This is a genomic window from Kitasatospora sp. NPDC101157 (assembly GCF_044768255.1).
Lineage (GTDB): Bacteria > Actinomycetota > Actinomycetes > Streptomycetales > Streptomycetaceae > Kitasatospora.
This window is the reverse complement of record NZ_JBIWPL010000008.1, coordinates 222332-249298: the sequence shown is the minus strand read 5'-3', so window position 1 is coordinate 249298 and position 26967 is coordinate 222332. Positions and strand designations below refer to the sequence as shown.

Sequence of the window (26967 nt, the reverse complement as noted above, 5' to 3'; positions counted from 1 at the left end):
GGGCGGCTCCGGCGGCCCGCCGCCGTCCGGGATCTTCCGGACGGCGGCGGGCGCCGCTGCCTTCACCTGCCTTCAGGGATGCGGAGCCAGGCTCTTTACTTGGTGGTGCCGATGTTCAGGTAGTCGTACTCACCCGAGAAGGCCGGGGTGGAGGCGACGTTGGTGGCGCTGTCCGGGCGGTACAGGAAGACCTTGAAGTCGGTCAGCGGGACGTACACCGCGGACTCCATGACCTTCTTGTCGATGTCGCCGTAGATCTTCTCGCGGGCGGCCTTGTCCGGGTTGACGGCGGCGTCGTCGATCATCTTGTTGACGGCCGGGTCGTTCAGCTGGGCCAGGTTGCTGTTGCCGGACGGCTTGATCGCGCGGCCGTCGACGATCTGCTGCAGGAAGCCGTAGCCGGTCGGCCAGTCGGCGCCCCACTGCATCATCATCAGGCCGATGTTGTGGTCCTGGGTGTACTGCGGCGCGCCGGCCGAGTCGGTCAGGTACTTGCCCTGCGGGAACTGCTGGATCTCGACGTTGATGCCGACGTTCTTCAGCTGCGCCTGGATCTGGGTGGCCGCGGCGACCTCGGTCGCGCGCTCGGTGCGGGCGGTCAGGACGGTGCTGAAGCCGCCGTCCTTGCCGCAGGCCTTCAGGGAGTCCTTGGCCTTGGCCTGGTCGCCCTTGTTGTCCTTGGTCTCGTACAGGTTGAAGTCCTGGTGGCCCGGGATGTCCGGCGGGAGGACGGTGCTGGCCACCTGGCCGCGGATCGGGCCGCCGAGCGCCGTCTGCACCGCGACCTTGTCGATCGCGTACTGGACGGCCTTGCGGCAGTCGATGTTGTCGAACGGCGCGACCTTGGTGTTGATCGCCATGTAGACCAGGCGGCCGCCGTAGGCGTTGTCGGTCTTGGCCTTGAGCTTCGGGTCGCGCAGGATCTGCGCCTGGGTCTGCGGGTCGACGCCGCCGCCGACCAGGTCGACCTGGGCGTTGCCGGCCAGCAGGTCCTTGTCGATGGTGGCCTGGTCGATGTTCATCTTGAGCACGATCTTGTCCGCCAGCTGCTTGCGGATCGGGTCGGTGCTCTTGTCCCAGTTGGTGTTCGGGACCAGGACGGCCTGCTTGCCGTCCTCGTAGGTCTCGAACTTGTAGCTGCCCGAGGACACGATGTGCTTCACGTAGTCGGCACCGGTGTCCTTGGCCTGCGGGACCGGCGCGGTCTGCGGGGCGCTGACCAGGTAGTCGAAGTCGGCGAAGGGGTGCTGCAGGTGGAAGACGACCGTGGTGTCGTCCGGGGTCTCGATCGACTTCAGGTCGCCGGTCTTGTCCTTGTACGGGCCCTGGTACGGCGTCGGGTTGTCGACCAGCAGGTCGTGGAAGTACGTCGGGCCGTTGGAGTTCACCTCGGGCGCGTAGTTCGAGCGCTCCACGGCGTACTTGACGTCCTTGGAGGTGATCGGGGTGCCGTCGTCGTACTTCAGGCCCGCGCGCAGCTTGTACGTCCAGGTCAGGCCGTCCGCGCTGGGCTGGCCCATCGACTCGGCGAGGTCCGGGACCAGCTTGTTGCCGTCCGCGCCGGCGGCCGGGTTGAAGGTGGTCAGCGGACGGCCGTACAGGCGCGAGAAGTTGTAGATGTACGCGTAGTACGTGTTGCCCGGATCGAGGGAGTCCGGCGTGCCCTTCATCTCGTAGGTGACCGTCCCGCCCTTCTTGTCCGAGGCGTTGACGATCTGCTTGGTGGCCGCGTCGGCACCGCCGCCACTCGCGTTGCCGGAGGAGGAAGAGGAGCCGTCGCTGCTCTTCGAGCTGGACGAGCAGCCGGTGACGACCAGGACCGCGGCAGCGGCCGCGGCGGTCAGCGCGACGGTACGGGACCTACGCATGGGTGAGATCAACCCCTTGAGGTGTGGAGGAAGGAGGGTTCTGACGCCTGGTCAGTTGCTCTTGGGATCGAGGGCGTCACGCAGCCCGTCGCCGAGCAGGTTGAACGCGAGCACGGTGATGAAGATCGCCAGGCCGGGGACCACCATGTACTGGGGGTCCACCTGGTAGTAGTTCTTGGCGTCGGCGAGCATGCCGCCCCACGAGGACTGCGGGGGCTGGATGCCGACGCCGAGGAAGCTCAGACCGGCCTCGAAGAGGATGTTGGTCGGGATCAGCAGGGTCGAGTAGACCAGGATCGGGCCGACCAGGTTCGGCAGCAGCTCCTTGAACAGGATGAACGGGCCGCGGGCGCCGAGGCTGCGGGCCGCGTGGACGAACTCCCGCTCGCGCAGCGAGAGGGTCTGTCCGCGCACGATCCGGCCCATGTAGGGCCAGTTGAAGAAGCCGATCACGAAGATCAGCACCATGATGTGCAGCGGGAGGCCGTGCAGGCCGAACGCGCCGCCCTGGAGCGAGGCGGAGATCGCGATGGCGAACAGCAGCAGCGGGAACGCCAGGAAGACGTCCATCAGCCGGCTGATCACGGTGTCCACCCAGCCGCCGTAGTAGCCGGCCATCACGCCGAGCACGGTGCCGAGGGTGTTGGACAGGACGGTCGCGCCGAAGGCGACCAGCAGGGAGACCCAGGAGCCGTCGACCACGCGGGCGAGCAGGTCGCGGCCCTGCAGCGGGTCGATGCCGAGCGGGTGGTCCGCGCTCATCCCGCCCCAGTCGCCGAGCGGGAGTCCACCGAGGTCGGCGTCCAGCAGGTCGGTGTTCGGCTGGTCGGGGTCGAGTCCGAACAGGGACTCCAGGGGCCCGGCCAGGACGGCCAGGAGGATCAGCAGGATCACCACGATGCCGCCGGCGACGGCGGCCTTGTCCCGCTTGAAGCGGGTCCAGGCGATCCGACCGAGGGAGCGGCCCTCGATCGTCTTGGCCGGGCTCGGGGAGGCGAGTGCCTCGGGTTCGTTCCCGGCGGTTGTCATGGGTGCGGTCATGGTCAGTTGGTCCCCTCGCCGACGGTGGCCGGCCCACGGGTGCCGGGCGCCGGTTCGGCGGTACGGCTGCGGACGTGCGGAGGTGCTAAGTGCAGGTGTTCGCGGCAGTACGTCGTGCACGGGTACTGCCTCCACGCGGGATGGGCGTCGCGTGGATCGAGCGGTCGGCGTGCGCGTTCACCTTCGTGGGGTTTCCAGTACGCGCGATGCGTTGCGCAGAACTCTCTGCCATCCGAACTGGCTTGCGCCAGCCCTGACAACCGACAGATGCCCAACTGTGATCTGCCCGCATGCACCTCCCCGATCTTCGGCATATCCCTCTTCACATGGCTGTAACTGCCATGTCAAGATGTGCCGGCACCGAGAACGGAAATTCGTCCCGAAAGCACCGAAGCCGACCTGATCAGGGATCAAGTCGGCTTTCTGGCAGAGGTATTGACAACAGCGGGTTTCGGCAATCAGCGGCCGGGGTATCCGGGCCACGGCGGCTGGGGCTGCTGCCCCCAACCCGGCGCGGGCGGCTGGGTGCCGTACGCATAACCGGGCATCGGCTGCCCGGGCATCGACTGCCCCGGGACCGGGCGGCCCGGCATCGACTGCCCCGGGTACGGCGGCGGCACCGGCGGGTACGGGCCCGTCGGCGGTCGGCCCGCCTCCCGGTCGAAGAACGGCCGCGCGTTGGCGCGCATCCACAGCGCCACCGGGTCGTACTCGTCCGACATCGCCACGGTGGACACCGCGAGCCCCTCCGGGGCCACCGCGATCGCCCGCTGCATCAGCGCCCTGACCGCCTCCACCGCCGGCGGCGAACTCTCGTACAGGTCGAGGCCGATCGCCAGGTACGGCTCCCCCACCGACGGCTGCACCCAGGCCCGGCGCAGCGCCCGGACCGCGCGCACCTCGCCCGCCTGCCGCTCCAGCAGCGCGAAGAACTGCTGGGCGTTCACCTGCGGCTCGCTCAGCTTCAACGGACCGGCCGGCAGCCGGTCCAGGCCCGCGGCGATCCGCCGCAGGTCCGCCCACGGCACGCCGACCCCGCCGCCCGGCGCGTGCGGGTTGAGCCACAGGCCCCAGCGGGTGCGGTACAGCGAAGCGGCGATCTCCCGTCCGGAGATGACCTCGTGGGCCCGGGCCCAGCCGGAGGCCGTCAGCTGCTCGGGCGAGGTGACGGCCGGCGCGTAGCCGTGACCGCCGATCTCCATGTTCCCGTACTGGGCGTCCGGACTGCCCGGGCTGCCGTGCCACAGCAGCATCCAGACCCGGCCCTCGGCCAGCGCGTGCAGCAGCCGCTCGTACGCGTCCCAGCGCTCCGGCACGACCTCGCGCAGAGCCTGCTCCAACGCGCCCGGATCCGCGCCCGGGCGCCCGGCCGGTGCCTGGCCCCAGGGCCCCGGCACCCCGCCCGCTCCCGTTCCCGCACTCATGCGCCCACCTCGCCGCGCCTCTTTCCTGAACCCGCCGGCCCGTCAGCCGCCTGCACGCACCCTATGGCGCGGCACCGGCCGCCGCCACGGCGACGTGCCTGTGAAGGATCCCCGCTCACACCCGCGAGTAGAAGGGCATGACCCGGGTCAGCAGCCACTCGACCACCGGGTCGTCGGCGAGGTCGAGCAGCACGAGGTGGACGCCGCCCGGCAGCGGCGCGGTTCCCAGCGCCCGGCCGAGCGCCTCGTTCACCGCCCCCGGGTCGGCCGGGGCCGCCGGGTCCAGCTGGACGCCCACGAACATCACGGTCGGCTCGCCCTCGATGCTGGCCAGCGCCCGGCGCGCGGTCAGGACCCCCGGCAGGGCCGACAGTTCGGCCCTGCAGGCAGCCAGGAAGTGCTCCGGGTCCTCGCCCGGCACGGGCTCGCGCAGCGCCACCCGGCCGCCGGTCGGCGCCTCCGGCTGCTGCTCCCAGCGCTCCTCCCGGGGGCCGCGGCGCAGCTCCGCCACGCCCTGCGGGGGCACCGGGATGCCCACCGCCGCCTCCGGGTTGACCGCGATGCCCACGCCCAGCGGCAGCCCGCGGGCGAACTCCCAGGCCGGCGCGACCGCGAAGGCCATCCCCGGCGCCTGCTGCAGGAACACCTCCTGCGAGGAGAACACCGGCACGTACGGGGCGCCGGCCAGCTCGACGGTCGGCAGGTCCAGCGACTGCCCGTTCGGGTCGCCGCCGGCCGGCAGCGGGATCCACACCTGGCTGCGGGCCAGCACCTCGATCACCCGCGGCGTCGCCCCCGGGTCGCCCAGCGCGGCCGTCAGCACCTGCTCCAGCTCGTTCGCCGGCCACGCGCCGCCCGACGGCGCCGCCTGCGGCCCGTCCCACCCCTGCTGCTGCTCCACCGGGTACTCCATGCGCCGCCGTCCGCCCTCGTGCCGGTCGGCCGCCCACTGCTGCGCCGACGCGGAGAAGTTTAGGGCTCGGCTTCGAACGCGCGTCGGCCCCCCGGAGGGCGCCCGGCGGCGTGCGGCGGGGCGCGCCGTGGCACGTGACCGGGCGCTCCGCGCCGTGTGACCGGGTCCCCTCTCCCCTCCTCCGCGCGGACGTGCCATGATGTGCGCGTCCGACGGCATGCGCCGCGGGCCCCCACAACTCCACACCGGCCGCTCGAACCCGCGCGGGAGAGCCCGGAGTGCCCCTCGGGGGGGCACAGCCGGCGCCGAAGGAGCAAGTCCTCCCCGGAATCTCTCAGGCCCCCCTACCGCGCGGGTTAGGCACATCTGGAAAGCGGCGCACGGCCTTGTCGCGCGCCCACCCACGGTGCAAGCCGCCGTCCTGTCCCCGATGCTGGAACCAGCTGATGCTGGCACCAGCTGCGGGCAGGCGGGCGGTGAAGCTCTCAGGTTCGACGACAGATGGGGAGACCCACGCCGCCGCATGCCCGCGCGCAGGGTCGGTCCCCGAGCGGGTCCGGTCCCGGCGCGCGCACCCCTGAGTGCCCCGACCGAGGAGTTCCTGGCCATGTCGTCCCTCCGCCTCACCGCGCTCGACGCGCTGCACCGCGCCCTCGGCGCGACCATGACCGACTTCGCCGGCTGGGACATGCCGCTGCGCTACGGCAGCGAGCGCGAGGAGCACCTCGCCGTCCGCACCAAGGCCGGCCTGTTCGACCTTTCGCACATGGGCGAGATCACCGTCACCGGCCCGCAGGCCGGCGAGATGCTGGACCACGCCCTGGTCGGCTTCGTCTCCGCGCTCGGCGTGCTGCGCGCCCGCTACACCATGATCTGCGCCGAGGACGGCGGCATCCTGGACGACCTGATCGTCTACCGCCTGCGCGAGGACGCCTTCCTGGTGGTCGCCAACGCCTCCAACGCCCAGCTGGTGCTGGACGAGCTGATCGCCCGTGCCAAGGGCTTCGACGCCGTCGTCACCGACGACCGCGACACCTACGCGCTGATCGCCGTCCAGGGCCCGGAGGCCACCGCCGTCCTGGCGAAGACCACCGACGCCGACCTGCCCGGCCTGAAGTACTACGCGATCCTCCCGGCCCAGGTGGCCGGCCGCGAGGTGCTGCTGGCCCGCACCGGCTACACCGGCGAGGACGGCTTCGAGATCTTCTGCCACCCGATCGACGCCGAGCCGGTCTGGCAGGCCCTGACCGCCGCCGGCGAGGGCCACGGCCTGGTCCCCTGCGGCCTGTCCTGCCGCGACACGCTGCGCCTGGAGGCGGGCATGCCGCTGTACGGGCACGAGCTGTCCACCGACCTGACCCCGTTCGACGCGGGCCTGGGCCGGGTCGTCCGCTTCGACAAGACCACCAACGACGGCGCGTTCGTCGGCCGCAAGGCGCTGGAGCAGGCCGCCGCCGCGGCCGAGACCAACCCGCCGAAGGTGCTGGTCGGCCTGGTCTCCGAGGGCAAGCGCGTGCCGCGCGCCGAGTACACGGTGGTCTCCACCGACGGCGCCCCGATCGGCCGGATCACCTCGGGCGCGCCGTCCCCGACCCTGGGCAAGCCGATCGCGATGGCCTACGTCGACGCGGCCCACGCCGCCCCGGGCACCACCGTGGCGGTGGACGTGCGCGGCAAGCACGAGCCCGTCCAGGTCGTGGCGCTGCCGTTCTACAAGCGCGCCCGCTGAGGCCGTCACAGCCCCCTCGATTTCCCATACACGCACGTCGGAGCCGTCCGTGCGGCGGCCCGCTGCGTCGTACCCGCTTCCCATCCTGGAGAATGACGCCATGAGCAACCCCCAGCACCTGCAGTACACCAAGGAGCACGAGTGGCTGACGGCCCCCGTGGAGGGTGTCTCGACGGTCGGCATCACCAAGCACGCCGCCGACGCGCTCGGTGACATCGTCTACGTGCAGCTGCCCGAGGTCGGCACCACCGTGACCGCCGGCGAGACCTGTGGCGAGCTGGAGTCGACCAAGTCGGTCAGCGACCTGTACTCCCCGGTGACCGGTGAGGTCACCGAGGTCAACCAGGACGTCCTGGACGACAACGGCCTGGTCAACAGCGCCCCCTTCGAGGGTGGCTGGCTGTTCAAGGTCCGCGTCGAGGCCACCGACGAGCTGCTCAGCGCCGCCGAGTACGACGCGCTCACCCACGCCGGCTGACCAGCCCGGCACCGGGCGGGCCGCGCGCACGCCGGCCCGCCCCCACCGTCCCCTCGCTCTCCTCCTCCCGGGAAGACCACACCATGACGGTTCTCAACCAGTCCCTGCACGCCCTCGACCCGGAGATCGCCGCCGCGGTCGACGCCGAGCTGCACCGCCAGCAGACCACCCTGGAGATGATCGCCTCCGAGAACTTCGCCCCGGTGGCGGTCATGGAGGCCCAGGGCTCGGTGCTCACCAACAAGTACGCCGAGGGCTACCCCGGCCGCCGCTACTACGGCGGTTGCGAGCACGTCGACGTGGTCGAGCAGATCGCGATCGACCGGATCAAGGCCCTGTTCGGCGCCGAGCACGCCAACGTCCAGCCGCACTCCGGCGCGCAGGCCAACGCCGCCGCGATGTTCGCGCTGATCCAGCCGGGCGACACCATCCTGGGCCTGAACCTGGCCCACGGCGGTCACCTGACCCACGGCATGAAGATCAACTTCTCCGGCAAGCTCTACAACGTGGTCGCGTACCACGTCGACGAGAAGACCGGCCAGGTCGACATGGCCGAGGTCGAGCGCCTCGCCAAGGAGCACCAGCCGAAGCTGATCATCGCCGGCTGGTCCGCCTACCCGCGCCAGCTGGACTTCGCCGCGTTCCGCCGGGTCGCCGACGAGGTCGGCGCGCTGCTCATGGTGGACATGGCGCACTTCGCCGGCCTGGTGGCCGCGGGCCTGCACCCGAACCCGGTGCCGTACGCGGACGTGGTCACCACCACCACCCACAAGACCCTGGGCGGCCCGCGCGGCGGCGTCATCCTGTCCAAGGCCGAGTGGGCGAAGAAGATCAACTCCGCGGTCTTCCCCGGTCAGCAGGGCGGCCCGCTGGAGCACGTGATCGCGGGCAAGGCCGTCGCCTTCAAGGTCGCCGCCTCGGAGGAGTTCAAGGAGCGCCAGCAGCGCACCCTGGAGGGCGCCAAGATCCTCGCCGAGCGTCTGCTGCAGGCCGACGTCGCCGAGGCCGGTGCCTCCGTGCTGTCCGGCGGCACCGACGTCCACCTGGTCCTGGTCGACCTGCGCAACAGCCAGCTCGACGGCCAGCAGGCGGAGGACCGGCTGCACGAGGTCGGCATCACCGTCAACCGCAACGCCATCCCGAACGACCCGCGCCCGCCGATGGTCACCTCCGGCCTGCGCATCGGCACCCCGGCCCTGGCCACCCGCGGCTTCCGGGCCGAGGACTTCCGCGAGGTCGCCGACATCATCGCCGAGGCGCTCAAGCCCGCCTTCGACGAGACCGTCGCCGCCGCGCTGAAGGCCCGGGTCACCGCCCTGGCCGAGAAGTACCCGCTCTACCCGAACCTGGCCGGCCAGGAGTGATCCTGTTCGGGATGAGGTGACCGGCCTCACCCCGCCGGTGCACCTGGGACTCCGGGGCACCGCGCACACTGGACAGTGCGCGCGGTGCCCCGTCCCGTGTCATCCCTCTGCCCGCAAGTCCTTCCACGAGACCAGACAAGGACGTCCCCCGTGGCCATCAGCGTCTTCGACCTCTTCTCCATCGGCATCGGCCCGTCGAGCTCCCACACCGTCGGCCCGATGCGCGCGGCCCGGATGTTCGCCCGCCGGCTGCGCTCCGAAGGCCTGCTGGACCGGGTCACCGGCGTGCGCGCCGAGCTGTACGGCTCGCTGGGCGCCACCGGCCACGGCCACGGCACCCCGAAGGCCGTCCTGCTGGGCCTGGAGAACAACTCGCCCCGCACCGTCGACGTCGACCAGGCGGACAAGGACGTCGAGCGGATCCTCGCCGAGAAGCGGCTCAGCCTGCTCGGCGACCACCCGATCGACTTCGACCCCGACACCCAGCTGATCCTGCACCGGCGCCGCTCGCTGCCGTACCACGCCAACGGCATGACCCTGTGGGCGTACGCGGCGGACGGCTCGACGCTGCTGGAGAAGACCTACTACTCGGTCGGCGGCGGCTTCGTCGTGGACGAGGACGCGATCGGCGCGGACCGGGTCAAGCCCGACGACACCGCGCTGCGCTACCCCTTCCGTACCGGCGAGGAGCTGCTGCGGCTCACCCGGGAGACCGGGCTGTCGATCTCCGGCCTGATGCTGGAGAACGAGAAGGCCTGGCGCAGCGAGGAGGAGATCCGGACCGGTCTGCTGGAGATCTGGTCCGTGATGCAGGAGTGCGTGCGGGCCGGGATGACCCGCGAGGGCATCCTCCCGGGCGGGCTGAAGGTCCGCCGCCGGGCCGCCGCGGCAGCGCGTGCGCTGCGGGCCGAGGGGATCGGCCCGGCCAACGCGATGGAGTGGGTGACCCTCTACGCGATGGCGGTCAACGAGGAGAACGCCTCCGGTCGCCGGGTGGTCACCGCGCCCACCAACGGCGCGGCGGGCATCATTCCGGCCGTCCTGCACTACTACCTGAACTTCATCCCGGGCGCGGACGAGGACGGCATCGTCCGCTTCCTGCTCTCGGCCGGCGCCATCGGCATGCTCTTCAAGGAGAACGCCTCCATCTCCGGCGCCGAGGTCGGCTGCCAGGGCGAGGTCGGCTCCGCCTGCTCGATGGCCGCGGGCGGCCTCGCCGAGGTCCTCGGCGGCACCCCCGAGCAGGTCGAGAACGCCGCCGAGATCGGCATCGAGCACAACCTCGGCCTCACCTGCGACCCGGTCGGCGGCCTGGTCCAGATCCCCTGCATCGAGCGCAACGGCATGGCGTCGGTCAAGGCCGTCACCGCGGCCCGGATGGCGCTGCGCGGCGACGGGCGGCATCACGTCTCGCTGGACAAGGCGATCAAGACGATGAAGGAGACCGGCGCCGACATGAAGATCAAGTACAAGGAGACCTCGCGCGGCGGCCTCGCCGTGAACGTCATCGAGTGCTGATCAAGTGCTGATCGAGTCCTGACGCGGCGGCCTGACGGCCCGGCCCCCGGGTGGAGTCCGCTCCGCCCGGGGGCTTCCGTGTGCCTGCGGCCGTCCGGGTCCCCGGGCGGGTCGGACACGCCCTACCTGCTCACCGCGGTCGTCTCCGTCGGCGCGCCGGTCCGCCGCCGCTCCGACCGCGGGCCCGGGTTCACGGCCGGGTCCGGGTTCACGGCCGGGCCCGGGTTCGGCCGGGCCAGGCAGGCGACCGCCGTCGCCACCGCCGCCAGGGCGACGCCCCCGGCCACCGTGCCGTGCAGTCCGCTGGTGACCGCCGCGCCGACGGCGTCCCGGGCGGCCCGGGGCAGCCCCGCCAGCGCGGCCGGGGTGAGTCCGCCGCCACCGGTCAGCCGGCCGGCCTCGGCCGGGCTCAGCCGCGCCCCCAGCGAGGCGGTGAGCCTCGCCGTGTAGACCGCGCCCAGGGCGGCCATCCCCAGAGAACCGCCGATGCTGCGCAGCAGGGTCACCACGCCCATCGCCGCGCCCATGTCCTGGCGCGGCACGGCGCCCATCGAGGTCAGCATGGTGCTCTGCATCAGCAGTCCGATGCCGATCCCGGCGACCGCGGTGAGCCCGGAGGCCGTCGCCACCGGCGTGTCCGTCCCCAGGAGCAGCAGGAGCGCCGACCCGGCCAGGGCCAGCACCCCGCCCAGCAGCGGGTAGCGCCGCTCGCCGCCGGACCGGCCCATCAGCCGGGCGGTGACCAGCTGGGTGCCCATCATGCCGAGCATCAGCGGCAGCAGGAGCAGTCCGCCGGTGGTCGGCGAGGCGCCCTGGACGAGCTGGAGGTACTGCGGCAGGTAGCCGATCAGGGCGAGCATCAGGGCGCCGGTGAGGAAGCCCAGCACCTGCGAGACCGTGAAGTTGCGGTTGCGGAACAACGCGGGCGGGATCAGCGGCCCGGGGGCGCGCAGTTCGGTGCGGACGAAGAGGACCAGCGCGGCGACCGCGACCGCGCCCGTCCCGAGGATCAGCGGCGAGGCCCAGGGGTACAGCGTCCCGCCCCAGCTGCCGACCAGGGTGAGCCCGAGGATGCCGGTGGTGAGCAGGACGACCCCGGCCCAGTCGAACGGGGCGCGGACCCGCTCGGCCTTCCGCAGCCGCACCCCGGCTCCGACCGCGCACAGGGCGAACACCCCGACCGGAAGGTTGACGTAGAACGCCCAGCGCCAGCTGAGCCGGTCGGTGAGGAAACCGCCGAGCAGCGGGCCGCCGACGAAGGCGATCGGCATCAGCACCCCGATCACCGACTGCACCCGTCCCCGGTCGGAGGCGGGCACGAGCACCCCGATCACCGAGAGCGCACCGACCATCAGCCCGCCGGCGCCGACCCCCTGGAGCGCCCGGAAGGCGATCAGCTCGGCCATGTCCTGCGCCAGTCCGGACAGCATCGAGCCGACCAGGAACACCGCGACCGCCCACTGGTACGCGCCCTTGCGGCCGTACAGGTCGCCGAGCCGGCCCCACAGCGGGGTGGCGGCGGCGGAGGTGAGCAGGTAGGCGGTGACCGCCCAGGCGAGGTGTTCCAGTCCGCCGAGGTCGCCGACGATGGTCGGCAGCGCGGTGCCGATGATCTGGCCGTCGAGGGCCGAGAGGAAGATGCCGAGCATCAGCCCGAGCACGCCGAGCAGCGGCGGCTTGGGGCGGTCGTCGATCGGTTCCGCGGTCATGGCCGTTCCCCCTTCCCCGGGCTCAGGCGGCGAACGGTCGGGTCTGCCGGGCGTCCCGCAACGCCTCGGCCCACCAGGCCAGTTGGTCGAGCAGGGTCTTGGCGGCGGTGTCGGCGGCCGGGTCGCGCGGCATGCCGTCGGCGTCGAAGGCCTGCGCGGCGCCGTGGAAGCTGACCGTGTTGCGGATCGTCACGCTGTTCAACTCGGCCATCACCACCCGCAGCTGTTCGACCGCCCGGAGGCCGCCGGAGAGACCGCCGTAGGAGACGAAGCCGATCGGCTTGCCGTGCCACTGCTGGTTGTGCCAGTCGATGGCGTTCTTCAGCGGGGCCGGAAAGCTGTGGTTGTACTCGGGCGTGACGAACACGAAGGCGTCGGCGGCCGCCAGCCGGGGCGACACGGCGGCCAGCAACTCGGCGTCACCGGCCGGCAGTTCGCCACCGAAGGACGGGAAGACGGTGGGCAGCGGGGTGGCGGCCAGGTCGACCAGGTCGGCGGTCATGTCGCCGCGGGCCTCCAGGTGGCCGAGCAGCCAGTCGGCGACGACCGGGCCGAAGCGGCCGGTGCGGGTGCTGCCGAGGACGACCGCGACCTGCAGGTTCCGATCGATGGACATGGTGGTTCCCCCTCCGGGACGATGTGTACGCCGTATCGGCGAGATACAACGTACACACCGATGTGTACGACGTCTACTCCAGAAATACGCCGTACACATGAGTGGTACGGTGGAGGCACCCAGCCGGAAGGAGCCCGCCCCCAATGCCCGCTCAGCAGGCCCCCACCGGGGACAGCGACACCGCAGCCGACGGCCGCGAGCAGCCGCAGCCCTCACTCTGGGAGCGGCTCGACCGCCCGTCCCCCGCCCCGCGCACCACCCTGACCCCGCACCGGATCGCCGAGGCCGCCGTCGCCATCGCCGACACCGAGGGCCTGGACGCCGTCACCATGCGCCGGCTCGCCACCGCCCTCGGCGTGGCCCCGATGGCCGCCTACCGGTACGTCTCCGGCAAGGACGAACTCATCGAGCTGATGGTCGACTTCGTGTACGGCCAACTCCCGCTGGACACCCCCGCCGACGGCTGGCGCGAGGCCATGCACTTCCTCGCCGTTCACCTGCGCGCGATGAGCCTGGCCCACCCCTGGCTCGCCCGGGCGGCCACCCCGTTCTCCCTCAGCCCCAACCAACTCGCCGTCCCGGAGCGGGCGTTCGCCGCCCTCGCCGAACACGGCCTGGACGCCGACACCACCATGGCGATCTTCCGCACCGTCGCCGTCTACGTCCACGGCTCCTCCGCCGCCGAGGTCGCCCTGGAGGACCTGCGCCGCGCCCGCGGCTGGTCCGACGGCGACGAGACCCGGGCCGCCCTGGCCCCCCGGATGACCTACCTCATGGGCACCGGCCGCTACCCCGCCTACCAGCAGTACCTGCACCGGGCCACCCGCAAGGACGACCCCGCCTGGCACTTCACCACGGGCCTCGCCTGCGTCCTCGACGGCATCGCCGCCCACTTCGACATCTGAGCGCAGGCCCCTACCCCTCCAAGCGGGCGACGACGGCGGACAGGCGGCCCATCGCACGGGCCACCCCCAGGCCGTCCATGTAGTCGCGGACGTGCACCAGCTGCCCGCCCCGGGCCCGCATCACCAGCAGGCCCGGGAGGGCGAACTCCCTGCCCGTGGAGGCGACCCGGCCGACCACCAACTGCTCCACGGTGAGCACTTCGGGATCGGCGCCCGGGTGGACCGCGACCTCCCGGATCTCCTCCGGTCGGGCCTCGCTCGCCCCCCAGGCCGCCCGGTAACCGGCCCGCACCTCCTCCCGCCCCCGGTAGCGCTCGGGCATCCCCGGGAACAGGAACGGGAACTCGTGCACCCCGTCCTCGGCGTACAGCGCGGCCAGCGCATCCGCATCCAGGTCGAGCATCGCCCGACGGTAGCGGGCGAGCAGCTCCAGCGGGCTGGGCGTAGCGGACTCCGGCACGGCTTCAGGCCCTTCCGTCAACGGGCGGGAACGCCAGGACCCCTGCGCGGCAGTCCACTTGGCCCCGCTGATCACTCGATCAACCGCACCCTACCCACTGAGCGGCGAGTCCCCCACGGAGAGGTGTCCCGCCCAATGCCGGTGCCCTTCCAGCAGTCGTACCGCCGTCCCACGGGCGGAGTCCTCCGCCACCCGCTCCACGGCCCCGGCCGGCGACTCCGCTCCGTCCAACGCGGGCAGCAGCAGGAGCAGCCGCTCGGCCGGGTCGAGCACCCCGTCGGCCTCCCGGTCGGGCTCCAACCAACCCTCGCCGGGGCCCGGTTCCGCCGGCCCCACCAGGTGGCACCACCAGAACCCGCCGTCCTCCAACAGCGGCTCACCCGCCACCAACGGGCCGCCCCCGTACCCCGGGATCAGCACGACGACGGCTCGCGCTGCTCGAAGAACTCGTCCAACAACCGGAGCAGTTCCTGAACGGCGTGCCGTTCCTGCTCCGGGGACCCCTCGCCCTCCGGGAGGCCGTCGGGGAACACTTCGTCGGCGACAAGAGCCGACCAGTGGAGGTTGCCGCCGTTCCGGAACCTCACCGCCAGCCACTGACGGAACCCGTCCAGCAACGCTCCTCCCGTGGCCATGTCGTAGCCGCCGAGGTAGGAGGCCACGGGACCATAGGCCACCCGGCCGGTGTACATGCCCGGGCGCTTGCGGAAGCGCTCCCAGAACAACTGGTGCGACTGCTCCCGCCGAACTGCGCCCTGCCACAGGTCGGCCGGCACGCCCGGGTTCAGCACCTCCTCCGGACCGGCGCCGAGTGCGTCGAGCAGGATGCCGAGCCGCTGCCCGGGATCCACGGGCCCGGCCCTCGTGCTCCAGACGGTCGTGCCGACCGGCTCGCTGCCATGGCGGCTGACCGCGAAGTCCGTCCCGCCCAGCACGAAGCACGCCACCCGCAGGGCGCCGCGCCCGTCCCAGGACTCCTCCGGCGCGAGGCCGAGCCGCCGGGCCACTTCGTCCAGGTCCAGGGTGAGCCGGGCCAGTGGGCGCAGCGCCTCGGCTGCAAACCGGAACAGCGAGTACTGGGAGATCTCCGGTTCGTCCACGGCGCCCAGTCAACCAGCCGCCGGTGCACGGGAAGTCGGCCGGTCCGACCTCCTGTGCGTGGAACTTTGAGCCCCTGCGGGAGGCGTTGTCGGGGGCCTCCCGTACGCTCTCGACCGATCGACCGCGGAGCCGAGGAGCGGGACGGGGAACGGGGATGCCGGACGTGCTGGACCTGCCGGAGGGGCTGATGCACGCGCCCAGTCGCGAGCACCTGTTGACGGAGGGGCTGCCCGGGGACGGCGCGTTCCTGGAGTTCCGCGCTCCCGTCGCTGCGCCTGGTGGGGGCGGGCGCCGGCTCGTCATCGGTGAGGCGGCGTACGGCGACCCGGTCGTCCTGGACGGGGTGACCGGCGAGCTGCGGCTCGGCGACGGGTCCGAGGGTGACCTGCTGGCCACCTCGCTGCCCGCGCTGGTGGCCCTGGTCCGGGAGGTCGAGGCGGTCGCGACCGGCGCCGGGGACCCCGGCGCCCACGGGGGCCGCCGGGGCGCGGCGGTGGTGGACGCCGTCATGGCGGACGCCGAGCGGCGGATGCGGGCCGCCGACGGGCCGCTGTTCGCCCGTACCGCCCGGCCCGCACACTGGGGCACGGCGCTGCTGGTCACGTCACTGGCCTGGGGCGCCCGCCCCGGCGGACCGGGCGGCTCCGCCTACGTCTTCGAACCGGACCTCGTCGCCGACCTCGCCCGGCTGGTCGGCGATGACGGGGACGGCGCCGTCCGCCGCTACGGCGTCGAGGACCTGCCCGCCGAGCTCACCCACGAGCCGACCCGGCGGCTCCTCGTCAAGGCGGGCCTGCCACTCGACAGCGAGATGTTCGGCGTCGACCCCGACGACCCGCTCGCCGCCATGGACTCCACCCACCCCGGCCGCCTCGCCCTCGCCCACTGGCCGCACGACCTGGTGATCGCACTCGACGGCGCGACCGGCCGCCTGGAACTGCCCGGCCTGTACGGGGCCGACGACCCGGCGTCGTACCTGCACCGGGACGTCTCCGCCCTGCTCTACGCCCTGTGGACGTACGAGCGGCTGCGCGCCGACCACGACCGCTGGGAGTACGGGGGCGGCGAGGACGAGGGCGAGGACTGGCAGGTGTTCGACCCGCAGGTGTTCCTCCGGACCGTCGTCGAGGATCTGGTCGAGCGGGTGGACCCGGAGGCCTGGGCGACCCCTCGCCACTCCTGGCGCCTCCTCGCCGAAGACCCGTACACCGGCGGCCTCCTGGCCTGAGCAGGCCGGCCGCCGCACCCATAGCGAACACACCGCACAACCCGCACACCAGAAGTCGGCCGATCCGACTTCCCGTGCAGCAGCCGACCGGGCAGCGTCAGGACCGCCGGACCGGCCACAAACACAGCGAGCACGCACCGCACAACCGAGACCGCGGGATGGGCGCTTGCAGCTGTCTTGCCACGAAGCACGCTCTGGCCATACCCGGCAAATCGACGTCGCCGGCGGAGTCGACCGGCCGACTGCCCGTGCGGGCTGCGGCAGTCATCAGCCGGGGCTCGTCGTGAGCTTGCGGAGGAGTTCGCCGTCCGTGCAGCTCTGGTCCGCGTACTGGACGAGACAAAGGTCGTACCCCTCGCCATCGCGCTGGACCACCGCGGTCGCGCTGCACGTCCTCTCGGACGTGCGTGCACCTGGCGCCAGCTCCAGGTCGAACGAATCGCCCTTGGTTGCCGTGGCATCGGCAACCGAACTGTGTGCGTCCATCGGCGCCCAGAAGACCCATTGGGCCGCCGGCTCGGCCGTTGAGCAAGAGGTGTCGGGAACAGCGTGTTCCAGGCCGCTCACGGTCGCGCTGTGATCGGCGGCGATGTGCAGTCGGGCGCCGGCCTTGTTCCCCCAGTCGCCCACCAGGTCGGCCTGCTCGATCACGGTCCGGCCGCCGCCCGCGCCGCCCGCGCAGGCGGCGCATCCGAGGATCAGAGACGCCATTGCCGCAGTGAGCTTTCGGACCACCGTCAAGTCCACGTCGTTCCCCCGGTTCGACGACATGCGGAGTATTTGCTCGGGCCACTCTCGCAGGTCTTTTGAACACGTTCAACAATCCCCACTGCACAGGAAGTCGGCCGGCCCGACTTCCTGTGCAGCGGTGCGCCTAACGCCGGCCCGGGAGCGTCAGGACCGCCAGGCCGGCTGCGAGGACCGCGAGGCCGCACCAGGACACCGTCGGCAGGCGCTCGCCGAGGGCCGCGACGCCGAGGACGGCGGCGACGGCGGGCTCGGCGAGGGTCAGCGTGGTGGCGGTCTGCGCCGTGGCGTGCCGCAGGCCGTGGCCGAAGAGCCGGTAGGCGAGGAAGGTGGTGACCACCCCCAGGTGCAGCACGACGCCCGCACCGCGCACCGAGATCAGCCAGCCGGTCGGGCCGGCGAGCAGCACCGGCAGCACCAGCACCGCCGCCCCGCCGAACATCGCCCCCATCACTCCGGCCGATGCGTGCCCGGCCGCGATCAGCCGCCCGGCGATCAGCGAGTACACCGCGTACGAGAGTCCGGAGAGCGCCGCCAGCAACACCCCGAGGGCGTCCACGGCCGACCCGTGGCCTGCGAGTTCGGGCCCGAGCACCAGCACCACGCACCCGAGCACGGCCAGCACGGTGGCCCCGGCCCACCGCCCGCTCGGCCGCCCCTGCCGGGTGAGCCACCCGAGCAGTCCGGTGAAGACCGGCGCGCTGCCCAGCGCGATCACCGTGGCGACCGCGACCCCGGTGCGGGCCACCGCCGGGTAGAAGGTGACCGGGTACCCCACCACGGCCACCGCTCCCACCACCAGCAGCCACCGCTCGCGCACCCCGCACGCCCGGGGCAGCGACCACGCGGCACGGTCGGTGAGGAACAGCAGCGCCCCGCCGAGCACCAGGGCCGCCGCCCCGATCCCGGCCGCCGGAGCGCCTGCCGGGGCGAACGAGGCGGCCGTTCCGGTAGTGCCCCACAGCAGCGCGGAGACCAGGATCGGCACCGGCCCGTCGATCGGGCGGGTACGGCGAGGGGCAGGGGTCAGACGAGCGCGCGCGGGCGCGGACAAACGATTCGGCACAGTCGTGAACTTCCGTCGTCGAAGACCATCAGAGGAACTGGTTTCGAAGCGGGCGCACGCCGAAGAGCCCCCTGAGCGGGGGCAACGGGATCAAACCACCGAGTGCGTGCGCCCGATCAGGCGCCGAGCGGTGGCAGCACGACGTGCCAGTACGAGTTCACGGGCCCGATGGTACCCGGCCTGCACAGGAAGTCGACGGGCCCGACTTCCTGTGCGGCATCCGCAGGCAACCACCCCAGAACGGAAGGGTCTCACCGGCGTGCCGACGGCTCGGAGCCTCCAATGGCAAGCGCAAGTTTCCACATGCCAGTGGAGGGATTCACCTTGTGCTCCTCACCCCACTGAGCCAGCTCCTTCGCCCGGGTCGCGGCCAACCGCCATGTCGGCCCGTAGAGGCTGAAATTCTGATCCGCCTTTCCGTATCCCGCCGGAAAGCACTTCTCTAGAAACGGCAGGAGTTCCTTGAATGAACGAGCCGGGCGCCGGTATTCCATGAAGTGCAGCAGCAACCACACCTCGAAACACGGATTCGAGAACGCCACCTCGATGTTCTTCTGTCGCGCCTCGGTCATCGTCAGATCCAGGTCGACGAATGCGTCGACATCGAGAACGCACCACGTCTCGTCGTACTCGCCAGCCGCCTGCTCGCGCAGGAGCTCGGCACGCTCCACGACCTGGGCCGGCGACCTCGGATGCTCGACGATCTTCACGGAGACCGCCGGGTTCCGGACGCTCGACTTGAGTCCCTGGAGGTAGTCCCGTTCCGTCACCTTCGCGCCACAGACCACCAGAAGTCGCTGCCGCGATTCCCGGTGGCCCGATTGCCTCCTCAGTGGCGTGTCAAAAGAGGGACGCTTGCGACCGCTCGGCTTCGTCGCCCTTGCCATCTTCATCCCCCCGGGCCGCTACAGCATTGGCAAAGTTCTCGTCGATGAACGGCACACCGCCGTAACTTCCACTGAGGTACCGCCGTTCACGGTTCTCCTCCTGGCGCGGCTTGAAATCAGCCAGGGAGAAGAGCTCCGTCTCGCCGTACTCGTTCTTCTCTACGAACCAGACCTGATCCCGCCGCAGCACGTCCTCCCCATCAGTTCGACCGAGCAGGCTGGCGTCGTGCGAGGTGAAGATCAGCTGGGCGCCATTGGGGTTGGTCTCGGCGCTCTGGAAAAGTCCGATCAGGCGCGCCGTCAGGATGGGGTGCAGACTTGAGTCGATCTCGTCCACCACGAAGGTTCCCCCCCGGCGGAGCGCGTTCATGAGGAGGGGCGCCTGTCGCAGCAATGCCTGGGTTCCCTCGGATTCCTCGGACACATCCATCCGGACGATCCCGTCACGCCCGCGATGGCCTATCCACGGACGGATGACGGCCCGAGGCCCTCGTTCTTCGAGTTCGGCCAAGAGCCGCTGCGGGATGCGGGGGCCGTACCTCTTCCGCAGTTGCTCCTCATCGAGCAGTACGCGCTCCGCCCCACACTCCGCGATCCCGAGATCCGCGGCACGCAACAGTTCGATGAGTTCCGGATATCGGTCCTGGTGCTCCAGGAGACGTCCCGTACCAAGCCCCAGGGCCGTCGGGCGTCGGCTGAACAGGAGATTCCGCGCGAACCAGTCGTATACCGGCCGGAAGTCATGCTGGCGGGAACGGGCCGCCAAGGACATGAAGAGCACGTTGGGCTCGGTGATGTTCTCGACCAGCTTCAGCTCGCGCCGATGCTGCGAGTCGCCGATGTCCAGCCCGTCAGGCGAGCGCTCGAAGATCTTGCGCTTCTTGCCACGAGGAAAGCTGTGCAGCCACTCGTCGAGCACTCGGTCGTCGTCCACACTGAACCCGTAGGTATAGCGCACGCCGTCGATCAGCAGGTCCGCCACGTACCACGAAGGCTCGCCGCGAGCGGCCTCGTCGAGACGGAACGGCTGACGGGTCACGCCTCCATCCGGCTCGGCGTCGCGGTACGAGTCGACGACCATCCTGTTCATGTAGGACAAGGCGTCGATGACGTTCGACTTACCAGCCGCATTGGCACCGAAGATGCCCGCCACAGGGACCGCTTCCCAGTGCGTCCCGGCCGGCCTGTCCGCGTCGTAGACCGGGTGCAGCTGTAGCGACTGCTCATCCCGGATCGAGCGATGATTCGCGACCCTGAAATTCAGTAGCATCTGTGATCCCCCCTTCACGGGTTGTTGGGCCTGCTTGTGCAAGTGAATCGCGCAAACAAGCCTTCGGCAAGCCCAAACAGAGGCTGCCATCGACCGGCGGCACGCGTGGCGGCCAGGGCCCCCGAGGCAGCCCGCAGGGAGAGTCAGCAGACCGAGGCCGCGAGCGGGAACTGCAGCTCGAACCAGACGGTCTTGCCGATGTGGCCCTCGCCGCGCGGGTGGGCACCCCAGGAGGTGGCGAGGGCCGCGACCAGGTCGCCTCCTCGCCCTCCGCCGTCCACGTCCGCGACTCCAAGGACAAGGCCGGCCCGACCCTCACCTTCTCCCCCGAGGCCTGGGCCGCCTTCGTCGCTTTCGCCCCCGACGCTCAAGTGGCCACAGTCGAGTGGCCCCTTAGTTGAACGGGTGGGTAACTACCTTCCAACCGCCGCCGCACCCAGTCGATATGACTTATCGTCACGACTTCGCCACAGTCGATTCCTCCGTGTAGCGTGCGCACTAATGAATCAGCCCCCGCCGGTGCTACCAACACCGAACGGGGGCCTGACCGGCACGATCGAACTGGACTCGATCCTGTGGCTACCCACGACTCTACCGCCATGGCCGCACCCGGATACGGCAAGCAGTCCGCCCCGGAGCAACTTCCCCGCTCGGCCGCCGACTTCTCCCACCTCCCGGCGCGCGAGGCCTACCTCGCCTCGCTCATCGACCATCTCCCCGACGGCGCCGCCATGGACGTCAAGACCCTCGCCGTCCTCCAGCCCCACTACGGGCAGATGGCCTGCCGCACGGTGCTCAACAACCTCTCCACCGCAGGTCATCTGCGTCGCGTCCGCGAGCGCATCAGCTCCAAGGACTGCCGCTGGGTGTTCCGCACCTACTTCTCCCGCACGCCCCGCTCCGACGCGTGGTGGACGCGCTTCATCACCACGGGCGCCACGGGCGCGGCGGGCGAGATGGGCGAGGCGTCAACGTCCGGAGCACCCGATCCCCCCAAGGGGCGAACGCTCAACCGCACTTCCTCCACCTCGGCCGCCTACGCCGCCCTCGCCGGCCTCGGCCTCGCCGACGCCCGCCTGGCCCTCTCCGCCGCCGACTGCGCCGCCCTGGAGCCGCTCGCTGCCGAGTGGCTGGCCCGGGGCACCACCCCGGCCCTCTTCACCACCGCTCTCACCGCAGGCCTCCCACCGGACGGCGTCCACAGCCCGGTGGCCTTCACCCGCCGCCGCCTGCTCGACAAGATGCCCCCTGAACGACAACGCCCGGAGCCTCCGGCCACCCGCATCACCGAGTGCACCGACTGCCGCACCCCCTGCCGTCCGCACGCCCTCCTGGGCGGTCTCTGCCGCGCCTGCCGCGGCGCGCCGAAGGCCCCACCACCCCGCCCGCGCCTCTCCCCGGCCGCCGTTCGCGCACATGCCGCCCGGGCCCGTCAAGCAATGATCAGTTCACCGGGATCATGAATATTCACAGGCCATGGCGTTAACCTATGCAAAATCCAAAGGTGAAGTAGGTTACTAACCTTTCAATCCAAGACGCCCCGGTTTGCCCGCATGCTGAGATCCGTGCGATAGTCGACCCGTCGAACTTCGGCGGGCCCGACCTGGCACTGCCGACGCCCATCGCGCGGCACGCACCCCCTTGGCCGGCGCGATGACTTGCAGGGGCCCCCACCGCCGACCACGGCGAGCCCGGGGGCCCTGCGCGTATCCGGACCCGGAAGAGCCCGCGTCAGTTCCGCTCGCGGAGCTTCAGCTCGAACCAGACGCCCTTCCCGCGCGGCAGCAGGTCGGCGCCCCAGCGGTCGGCGAGGTCGTCGACGATCCTCAGGCCCCGGCCGCGCTCGTTCACCGGCCGGGCCTCGGCGAGGATCATGCAGGGCAGCGCGCGCGACGAGTCCCGCACCTCGACCCGCAGCCAGCCGGGCTTGCGGCTGACGTGGAGCCCGATGGTGCGGCCGGCGGCGTGCCGCACCGCGTTGGACACCAGCTCACTGGTCAGCAACTCCCCGGCCTCCAGGCACTGGTGGAGGCCCCAGGACTCCAGGACGTTCAGCACCAGGCGGCGGGCCACCGGCCCCGACTCCGGACGTGACGGCAGCCGCACCTCGTTGGGCGCGGACTGGTCGCACAGTCTGTCGGAGTACATCTCCTGGAGTTCTTCGGAGCTGAGCCGCTCCAGCGCCGAGAGCGCACCCTGGACGTCGATCCACGACGCCTCCGCGACCACGCCGGCCGCCGGAACCGATGACTGATCTGCTTCGCCCCAACCCGCCATGCGGTCCATCATTGCGGAACGCAAGCAGCCGCGTACGGACAATGAGCAAACGATCTCGCCCGAGTCGGCATATGCCCGGAGCAAGCCTGGGCCGGAAAAACGCCGACCCGGGCCGACCGAAGTCAAGCCCGGGTTGACGTCGAACCGCTTCTACCTGGCGATTACCACTTGCTCCACGGCAGGTTCCAGCCACTCAGCCCGTTCGCCGGGTCGAGGGTCTCCTTCTTGACCGAGTTCTTCACGATGACCACGTCCCCGACCATCGAGTCCGCGTAGAACTTGCCCATCGTGGTGGACTCCCCGCCGCCCTCGACGTCGCGCAGGCCCACGCAGCCGTGGCTGACGTTGTCCTCGCCGAAGTGACCGTCGCTCCAGTAGTTGCCGTGCACGTACGTCCCGCTGGTGGTGAGCCGCATCGAGTGCGGAACCTGCAGGTCGTACGGCTTGCCGGTCATGCCGGGCATGGTGCTGGACTGCATCCGCACCGTGCCCTCCTTGGACATGACCACCATCGTGCCGTTCCAGGTGGGGTGTTCGTCCGAACCGGAGGTGATGGCGATGTCGCTCGACGCCCCGTTCTCGGCCACCGTCATCCTGTGCGCGGCGGCGTCAACCGTCGAAACCTTGGATCGCCCGATCGTGAAGGGCTCGTCCCGGTCGGTGCCGTACACCCCGGGGGCGATCTCCACGCTCTTGAGGCGGTAGTGCACCGTCACCTTGGTGCCCGGCTTCCAGTAGTCCTCCGGACGGAAGTCCAGCCGCCGGTCGTCGAACCAGTGGCCCTTGACCGCGGTGCCGTTGTCGGTCTCGAAGGTGATCCCCTTCGCGACCGCGTCCTTGTTGGCGACGTCCTTGCTGAAATCCACCGAGACGATCATGCCGACGCCGTACGTGGCGTTGTCGTCCACGTTGTCCGAGGCCTTGGCCAGCGCCGCCGGGGTCAGCGTGGTGAAGCTGCTGTCCGCCGTGGCGACCGCGCCGTTGGCGTCCGCGGCCATCGCGCTGACCTGGTAGGCGGTGCCCACCGCGAGCCCGGCGGACGGGGTCCAGCTGGAGCCGTCCGCGGCGATCGTGCCGGGGACTTCCTTACCCGACTTGTCGCTCACCTTGACGGTGGTGAGCTTGCCGCCCGTCGCCCCGATCTTGAGCGCCCCCGGCGCCACGTCCACCGCGCCGTTCTTCGGCTCGATGGTCACCGCGGCCGTCGACACCTTCGGCGCCGAACTCGCGGGCGCCGTCGCCGACGCGGCCGCCCCGGCCCCGAGATCGGCCTTGGCGGCGCTCCCGCCCCCACCGCCGCCCCCACCGCAGGCTGCGGTCAGCGTCATCGCCCCACCGACCAGCCCGATGGCCATCACCCTGCGTATCGACCTCACGTCGATCCCTCCCTTGCTCCCCACGGACCCGCCGGCCCCGACCGGACACACGCGCCCGGCCACCGGAAAGGTTGCGCCATCAGAGGGGCTTTCCGCCCCGAAAACCGGACGGCCCGACCCCAACGGGTGAGGTCCGGGCCGCCCGGCGACGAACTGCCGGGGCTACCAGTTGGCCCAGGACACGTTCCAGCCGCCCAGCCCGTTGGAGGGCGAGACGGTCTTCTCCTTGGTGTTCACGATCTTCACCACGTCGCCGACCATCGAGTCGTTGTAGAACTTGCCGGCGACCGAGCTGTCGCTGCCGCCCTTCACGTCCTGCATCGAGATGCAACCGTGGCTGCCGTTCGACTTGCCGAAGGGGTTGGACCAGTAGTTGCCGTGCAGGAAGGTGCCGGAGGTGGTCAGCCGCATCGCGTGCGGCACGTCCTGGATGTCGTACTCGCCGCCGAGACCGACGGTCTGCGAGTTCATCCGGGTGACCTTCTCCTTGTCCATGATCACCATGGTTCCGCCCCAGGACGGCGTCGCGTCCGCGCCCAGGGTGACCGGCAGGGTCGTGCTCTTGCCGTCCCGCTCAACCGTCATCTGGTGCGTCTTGGCGTCCGCGGTGGAGATCATCGACCGGCCGATGGTGAACGGCTCGTCCTTGTCCACGTCGCCGTAGACCCCGGGCGCGATCTCGACGCTCTTCAGCCGGTACTTGATGGTCACCTTGGTGCCCGGCTTCCAGTACTCCTCCGGACGGAAGTCCACCCGGCGGCTGTCGAACCAGTGGCCCTTGACCACGGTGCCGTTGTCGGTCTCGAAGCTGATGCCCTTGAGGACGGCGTCCTTGTTCTTGACGTCCTTGTTGAAGGTCACCGAGACGATCATGCCGACGCCGTACGTGGCACCGTCGGCGATGTTGTCGTTGGTGGAGACCTTCTTCTCCGGCGTCAGGGTGGTGAATGAGGTGGTCGACGCGGCCACCAGGCCGGCGTCGTCCTTGGCCTGCGCGTTCACCTTGTACGCCATGCCGACGGCCAGCGCCGACGCGGGCTTCCAGCCGCTGCCGTCCGGGGTGATCGCACCCTCGACCGGCTTGCCGTTCTTGTCGGTCACCTCGACCGTGGTCAGTTTGCCCTTGGAGACGGACACCTGCAGCGCGTTCGGCGCGACGTCCTGGGCGCCGTCCTTCGGCTCGACCGCGAGCACGGCCGCCGAGGCCTTCGGCGCCCCCGGGGCGGCACTCCCACCGGCATCGGCCGGCGCCGAGGCCGCGCTGTCGCCGGACGAACCGCCCTTGTCGTCGTTGCACGCGGCGGTGAGCAGCAGCACCCCACCCATGACCAGCGCCATCGCACCCCGGCGCCGGTAACGGCTCGTGGTGCGTATCGCTGCGCCGACCGTCTTCCCCGTCTTCACGGAATCTCCCCTCCCGGTACTCACTCACTTGACGCGTTGAGCGCCCCCATGAGTTGCACGGGGTACCGAACTTTCACGCCGGACCCCGACGCGCCGGAGCAGGATAACTGGGCCGTCCGGGTGAACCCGCGGAGGAGGTGGGGTGAAGGCGCCGGCTACGCCACCCACTGCTCCCACGACAGGTTCCAGTCCCCCAGCCCGTTCGACGGCGGCACGAGGTCCCCGGCCGAGGCCCGCACCTCCAGCACGTCCCCCGGGATGGTGTGCTCGAACAGCCAGGCCGCCGGGGTGTCCTTGCCCGTCCCGCCCTTGACGTCCGCCAGCCCGATGCAGCCGTGGCTGGTGTTGGCGGTGCCGAACACCCCCGGGTCTGCCCAGTAGTTGCCGTGCACGAAGGTGCCGGAGGCGGTCAGCCGCATCGCGTGCGGGACGTCCTTGATGTCGTACTCGTCGCCCATGCCGACGGTCTGCGAGTTCATCCGGGTCAGCTTGTACTTCTCCGAGACCACCATCACCCCCCGGTAGGTGGAGTGCTCGGGGCTGCCCCCGGACACCTTGAGCACCCGGAGCACCTTCCCGCCCTGCCCGGTCCGGACCGTCAGCGTGTGGGCGTCCAGATCGACCGTCGACACCTGCGCCCGGCCGATGGTGAAGTGCAGGTCCCGGCTCTGCGTACCGAACTCCCCCGGCGCCCCCTGCACGTCCTTGAGCCGCAGCGCCACCGTCACCCTGGTCCCGGCCGCCCAGTACTGCCGCGGCCGGAAGTCCAACCGCTGGCTGCCGAACCAGTGCGCCGCCACCGGCACCGGCGGATCCGCCGTCACCTGCACGGCCCGCTCCACCGCCGCCCGGTCGGTGATCGGACGACTCAACCGCAACGACACCGGCATCCCGACACCGACCGTCGACCCGTCCTCCGGTGTGAAGAAGGCGACGAAGGTGTGCGCCCGGGCCACCGTCGAGAACGCCGAGTGCTGAGCCGCCCGCTGCCCCTGGTCGTCCTCCGCCACGGCATCCAGCGTGAACGCGGTCCCCAGCGGCAACGGCCCGTCCGGCACCCAGCCGGCCCCGTCCGGACTCATCCTCCCGGGCAGCTCGACCCCCTTCGCGTCCGCGAGCCGCACCGACACCAGCCGCCCCTGCCCGACGGTCACCCGCACCGCCCCCTCCGCCGCCACATCCTGCGCACCGTCAGCGGGCACCGCACTCAACACCGCCCGCGACACCACCGGAGGCGCCGTGCGGGAACCCGCCCCGACCCCGTCCCCACCACTCCCGCTCGACACCCCACCCCCGCACCCCGCAACCACCACCACACACCAGGCCGCCGCCACCCGCCGCGCCCACACCCCAACTCGGCGCCGCATCCCGGGGCCTCCCACCACTCGGCTCCGACCACAGGAGCATCCGACGCCGGTAACAACGACCCCGCCCCGGGCAGGGACACGCCACCCCCGAGCAACCCCTGAGCGCGCGGCACCACCCCGCGCGCCCACACCCCGCCCCCCACCCCGTGGGGGGGGGGGGCCCCCCCCCCCCCCCCCCCCCCCCCCCCCCCCCCCCCCCCCCCCCCCCCCCCCCGCCGG

The 26967-nt window shown here is 71.3% G+C and carries 25 protein-coding genes, 1 pseudogene and 1 riboswitch; of the genes and pseudogenes, 8 read left to right on the top strand and 18 right to left on the bottom strand.

Translation table 11 applies throughout. The features are described 5' to 3' along the window. Window positions 1-95 precede the first annotated feature (95 nt). The 4 genes and pseudogenes from ACIRVF_RS19825 to ACIRVF_RS19810 form a co-directional block, all read right to left on the bottom strand. Entirely contained in the window at window positions 96-1868 is a 1773-nt protein-coding gene (locus ACIRVF_RS19825) for an ABC transporter substrate-binding protein (RefSeq protein ID WP_402819053.1), read from the bottom strand. 51 nt (window positions 1869-1919) lie between these two features. Further along, window positions 1920-2909 (bottom strand): ABC transporter permease, encoded by a 990-nt coding sequence (locus ACIRVF_RS19820; protein WP_402819050.1) that lies wholly within the window; start codon window positions 2907-2909, stop codon window positions 1920-1922. Between the two features lie 605 nt (window positions 2910-3514). After that, window positions 3515-4333: pseudogene (locus tag ACIRVF_RS19815) on the bottom strand (enhanced serine sensitivity protein SseB C-terminal domain-containing protein); the annotation flags it as partial. 115 nt (window positions 4334-4448) lie between these two features. Beyond that, a complete protein-coding gene (locus tag ACIRVF_RS19810) occupies window positions 4449-5246 on the bottom strand; it encodes an enhanced serine sensitivity protein SseB C-terminal domain-containing protein (RefSeq protein ID WP_402819047.1) in 798 nt (265 codons plus the stop codon). A gap of 254 nt (window positions 5247-5500) precedes the next feature. After that, window positions 5501-5606: riboswitch (glycine riboswitch) on the top strand. 247 nt (window positions 5607-5853) lie between these two features. Here ACIRVF_RS19810 and gcvT point away from each other — a divergent pair. From gcvT to ACIRVF_RS19790, 4 genes are all read left to right on the top strand, one after another. Continuing rightward, window positions 5854-6975: a glycine cleavage system aminomethyltransferase GcvT gene (gcvT, locus tag ACIRVF_RS19805; RefSeq protein ID WP_402819044.1), complete on the top strand. Its 1122-nt coding sequence runs from the start codon at window positions 5854-5856 to the stop codon at window positions 6973-6975. Between the two features lie 100 nt (window positions 6976-7075). After that, the gene (gene gcvH, locus ACIRVF_RS19800) at window positions 7076-7453 is read left to right on the top strand and encodes a glycine cleavage system protein GcvH (protein WP_402819041.1); all 378 of its coding nucleotides are present in this window, start codon (window positions 7076-7078) and stop codon (window positions 7451-7453) included. 83 nt (window positions 7454-7536) lie between these two features. After that, window positions 7537-8817, top strand: a complete 1281-nt coding sequence (glyA, locus tag ACIRVF_RS19795; protein WP_402819039.1) for a serine hydroxymethyltransferase — start codon at window positions 7537-7539, stop codon at window positions 8815-8817. A 150-nt stretch (window positions 8818-8967) separates the two neighbouring features. Beyond that, window positions 8968-10335 (top strand): L-serine ammonia-lyase, encoded by a 1368-nt coding sequence (locus tag ACIRVF_RS19790; RefSeq protein WP_402819036.1) that lies wholly within the window; start codon window positions 8968-8970, stop codon window positions 10333-10335. A gap of 122 nt (window positions 10336-10457) precedes the next feature. On the opposite strand, the gene ACIRVF_RS19785 is transcribed toward ACIRVF_RS19790, so the two are convergent. After that, the gene (locus ACIRVF_RS19785) at window positions 10458-12044 is read right to left on the bottom strand and encodes an MDR family MFS transporter (protein WP_402819033.1); all 1587 of its coding nucleotides are present in this window, start codon (window positions 12042-12044) and stop codon (window positions 10458-10460) included. Window positions 12045-12066: 22 nt separating this feature from the next. Next, a complete protein-coding gene (locus ACIRVF_RS19780) occupies window positions 12067-12660 on the bottom strand; it encodes an NADPH-dependent FMN reductase (protein WP_402819030.1) in 594 nt (197 codons plus the stop codon). Window positions 12661-12803: 143 nt separating this feature from the next. Between ACIRVF_RS19780 and ACIRVF_RS19775 the strand changes: the two genes are divergently transcribed. Then, entirely contained in the window at window positions 12804-13565 is a 762-nt protein-coding gene (locus ACIRVF_RS19775; protein WP_402819028.1) for a TetR/AcrR family transcriptional regulator, read from the top strand. A 10-nt stretch (window positions 13566-13575) separates the two neighbouring features. Here ACIRVF_RS19775 and ACIRVF_RS19770 read toward each other — a convergent pair whose 3' ends face one another. The 3 genes from ACIRVF_RS19770 to ACIRVF_RS19760 all read right to left on the bottom strand — a co-directional run bounded on the left by ACIRVF_RS19770 (window position 13576) and on the right by ACIRVF_RS19760 (window position 15125). Then, the gene (locus ACIRVF_RS19770) at window positions 13576-14025 is read right to left on the bottom strand and encodes a nuclear transport factor 2 family protein (protein WP_402819025.1); all 450 of its coding nucleotides are present in this window, start codon (window positions 14023-14025) and stop codon (window positions 13576-13578) included. A gap of 90 nt (window positions 14026-14115) precedes the next feature. Next, a complete protein-coding gene (locus ACIRVF_RS19765; RefSeq protein WP_402819022.1) occupies window positions 14116-14445 on the bottom strand; it encodes a hypothetical protein in 330 nt (109 codons plus the stop codon). Further along, window positions 14439-15125: a hypothetical protein gene (locus ACIRVF_RS19760; protein ID WP_402819019.1), complete on the bottom strand. Its 687-nt coding sequence runs from the start codon at window positions 15123-15125 to the stop codon at window positions 14439-14441. Before ACIRVF_RS19760 ends, ACIRVF_RS19765 begins: the two co-directional genes overlap by 7 nt. Before the next feature lie 155 nt (window positions 15126-15280). Between ACIRVF_RS19760 and ACIRVF_RS19755 the strand changes: the two genes are divergently transcribed. After that, window positions 15281-16354, top strand: coding sequence for an SUKH-4 family immunity protein (locus tag ACIRVF_RS19755; protein WP_402819016.1), 1074 nt, complete (start codon window positions 15281-15283; stop codon window positions 16352-16354). 267 nt (window positions 16355-16621) lie between these two features. Here ACIRVF_RS19755 and ACIRVF_RS19750 read toward each other — a convergent pair whose 3' ends face one another. The 5 genes from ACIRVF_RS19750 to ACIRVF_RS19730 form a co-directional block, all read right to left on the bottom strand. Further along, window positions 16622-17065 carry a hypothetical protein gene (locus ACIRVF_RS19750; protein WP_402819014.1) on the bottom strand — a complete coding sequence of 148 codons (444 nt, stop codon included), beginning with the start codon at window positions 17063-17065 and terminating at the stop codon, window positions 16622-16624. A 163-nt stretch (window positions 17066-17228) separates the two neighbouring features. After that, on the bottom strand, window positions 17229-18089 hold the full coding sequence (locus tag ACIRVF_RS19745; RefSeq protein WP_402819011.1) for a DMT family transporter: 861 nt from the start codon (window positions 18087-18089) through the stop codon (window positions 17229-17231). A 329-nt stretch (window positions 18090-18418) separates the two neighbouring features. Further along, window positions 18419-19054: an RloB family protein gene (locus tag ACIRVF_RS19740; protein ID WP_402819008.1), complete on the bottom strand. Its 636-nt coding sequence runs from the start codon at window positions 19052-19054 to the stop codon at window positions 18419-18421. Then, window positions 19008-20324, bottom strand: a complete 1317-nt coding sequence (locus ACIRVF_RS19735; RefSeq protein ID WP_402819005.1) for an ATP/GTP-binding protein — start codon at window positions 20322-20324, stop codon at window positions 19008-19010. The genes ACIRVF_RS19740 and ACIRVF_RS19735 overlap by 47 nt, the downstream gene beginning before the upstream one ends. 143 nt (window positions 20325-20467) lie before the next feature. Next, window positions 20468-20605 carry a hypothetical protein gene (locus ACIRVF_RS19730; protein ID WP_402819175.1) on the bottom strand — a complete coding sequence of 46 codons (138 nt, stop codon included), beginning with the start codon at window positions 20603-20605 and terminating at the stop codon, window positions 20468-20470. Between ACIRVF_RS19730 and ACIRVF_RS19725 the strand changes: the two genes are divergently transcribed. Beyond that, entirely contained in the window at window positions 20543-20725 is a 183-nt protein-coding gene (locus ACIRVF_RS19725; RefSeq protein ID WP_402819164.1) for a DUF397 domain-containing protein, read from the top strand. The two genes, ACIRVF_RS19730 and ACIRVF_RS19725, sit on opposite strands and share 63 nt — an antisense overlap. A gap of 198 nt (window positions 20726-20923) precedes the next feature. Further along, window positions 20924-21787 (top strand): hypothetical protein, encoded by an 864-nt coding sequence (locus tag ACIRVF_RS19720; protein WP_402819002.1) that lies wholly within the window; start codon window positions 20924-20926, stop codon window positions 21785-21787. Window positions 21788-22055: 268 nt separating this feature from the next. Here ACIRVF_RS19720 and ACIRVF_RS19715 read toward each other — a convergent pair whose 3' ends face one another. The 4 genes from ACIRVF_RS19715 to ACIRVF_RS19700 form a co-directional block, all read right to left on the bottom strand. Continuing rightward, window positions 22056-22613, bottom strand: coding sequence for an ATP-binding protein (locus ACIRVF_RS19715; protein WP_402818999.1), 558 nt, complete (start codon window positions 22611-22613; stop codon window positions 22056-22058). 149 nt (window positions 22614-22762) lie between these two features. Beyond that, entirely contained in the window at window positions 22763-23977 is a 1215-nt protein-coding gene (locus ACIRVF_RS19710) for an Ig-like domain-containing protein (RefSeq protein ID WP_402818996.1), read from the bottom strand. A gap of 162 nt (window positions 23978-24139) precedes the next feature. Then, window positions 24140-25381: an Ig-like domain-containing protein gene (locus ACIRVF_RS19705; protein WP_402818993.1), complete on the bottom strand. Its 1242-nt coding sequence runs from the start codon at window positions 25379-25381 to the stop codon at window positions 24140-24142. Window positions 25382-25536: 155 nt separating this feature from the next. Further along, window positions 25537-26748, bottom strand: a complete 1212-nt coding sequence (locus ACIRVF_RS19700) for an Ig-like domain-containing protein (RefSeq protein WP_402818990.1) — start codon at window positions 26746-26748, stop codon at window positions 25537-25539. Window positions 26749-26967: the final 219 nt, after the last annotated feature.

What these genes read in the sequence shown, in the direction of transcription:
- ACIRVF_RS19715 (WP_402818999.1), bottom strand. Translation starts at nt 22,613, where the DNA reads ATGATGGACCGCATGGCGGGTTGGGGCGAAGCAGATCAGTCATCGGTT.
- ACIRVF_RS19780 (WP_402819030.1), bottom strand. Translation starts at nt 12,660, where the DNA reads ATGTCCATCGATCGGAACCTGCAGGTCGCGGTCGTCCTCGGCAGCACC.
- ACIRVF_RS19735 (WP_402819005.1), bottom strand. Translation starts at nt 20,324, where the DNA reads ATGCTACTGAATTTCAGGGTCGCGAATCATCGCTCGATCCGGGATGAG.
- ACIRVF_RS19810 (WP_402819047.1), bottom strand. Translation starts at nt 5,246, where the DNA reads ATGGAGTACCCGGTGGAGCAGCAGCAGGGGTGGGACGGGCCGCAGGCG.
- ACIRVF_RS19750 (WP_402819014.1), bottom strand. Translation starts at nt 17,065, where the DNA reads ATGGCGTCTCTGATCCTCGGATGCGCCGCCTGCGCGGGCGGCGCGGGC.
- ACIRVF_RS19825 (WP_402819053.1), bottom strand. Translation starts at nt 1,868, where the DNA reads ATGCGTAGGTCCCGTACCGTCGCGCTGACCGCCGCGGCCGCTGCCGCG.
- ACIRVF_RS19785 (WP_402819033.1), bottom strand. Translation starts at nt 12,044, where the DNA reads ATGACCGCGGAACCGATCGACGACCGCCCCAAGCCGCCGCTGCTCGGC.
- ACIRVF_RS19700 (WP_402818990.1), bottom strand. Translation starts at nt 26,748, where the DNA reads ATGCGGCGCCGAGTTGGGGTGTGGGCGCGGCGGGTGGCGGCGGCCTGG.
- glyA (WP_402819039.1), top strand. Translation starts at nt 7,537, where the DNA reads ATGACGGTTCTCAACCAGTCCCTGCACGCCCTCGACCCGGAGATCGCC.
- ACIRVF_RS19740 (WP_402819008.1), bottom strand. Translation starts at nt 19,054, where the DNA reads ATGGCAAGGGCGACGAAGCCGAGCGGTCGCAAGCGTCCCTCTTTTGAC.
- gcvH (WP_402819041.1), top strand. Translation starts at nt 7,076, where the DNA reads ATGAGCAACCCCCAGCACCTGCAGTACACCAAGGAGCACGAGTGGCTG.
- ACIRVF_RS19720 (WP_402819002.1), top strand. Translation starts at nt 20,924, where the DNA reads ATGGCCGCACCCGGATACGGCAAGCAGTCCGCCCCGGAGCAACTTCCC.
- ACIRVF_RS19775 (WP_402819028.1), top strand. Translation starts at nt 12,804, where the DNA reads ATGCCCGCTCAGCAGGCCCCCACCGGGGACAGCGACACCGCAGCCGAC.
- ACIRVF_RS19755 (WP_402819016.1), top strand. Translation starts at nt 15,281, where the DNA reads ATGCCGGACGTGCTGGACCTGCCGGAGGGGCTGATGCACGCGCCCAGT.
- ACIRVF_RS19820 (WP_402819050.1), bottom strand. Translation starts at nt 2,909, where the DNA reads ATGACCGCACCCATGACAACCGCCGGGAACGAACCCGAGGCACTCGCC.
- gcvT (WP_402819044.1), top strand. Translation starts at nt 5,854, where the DNA reads ATGTCGTCCCTCCGCCTCACCGCGCTCGACGCGCTGCACCGCGCCCTC.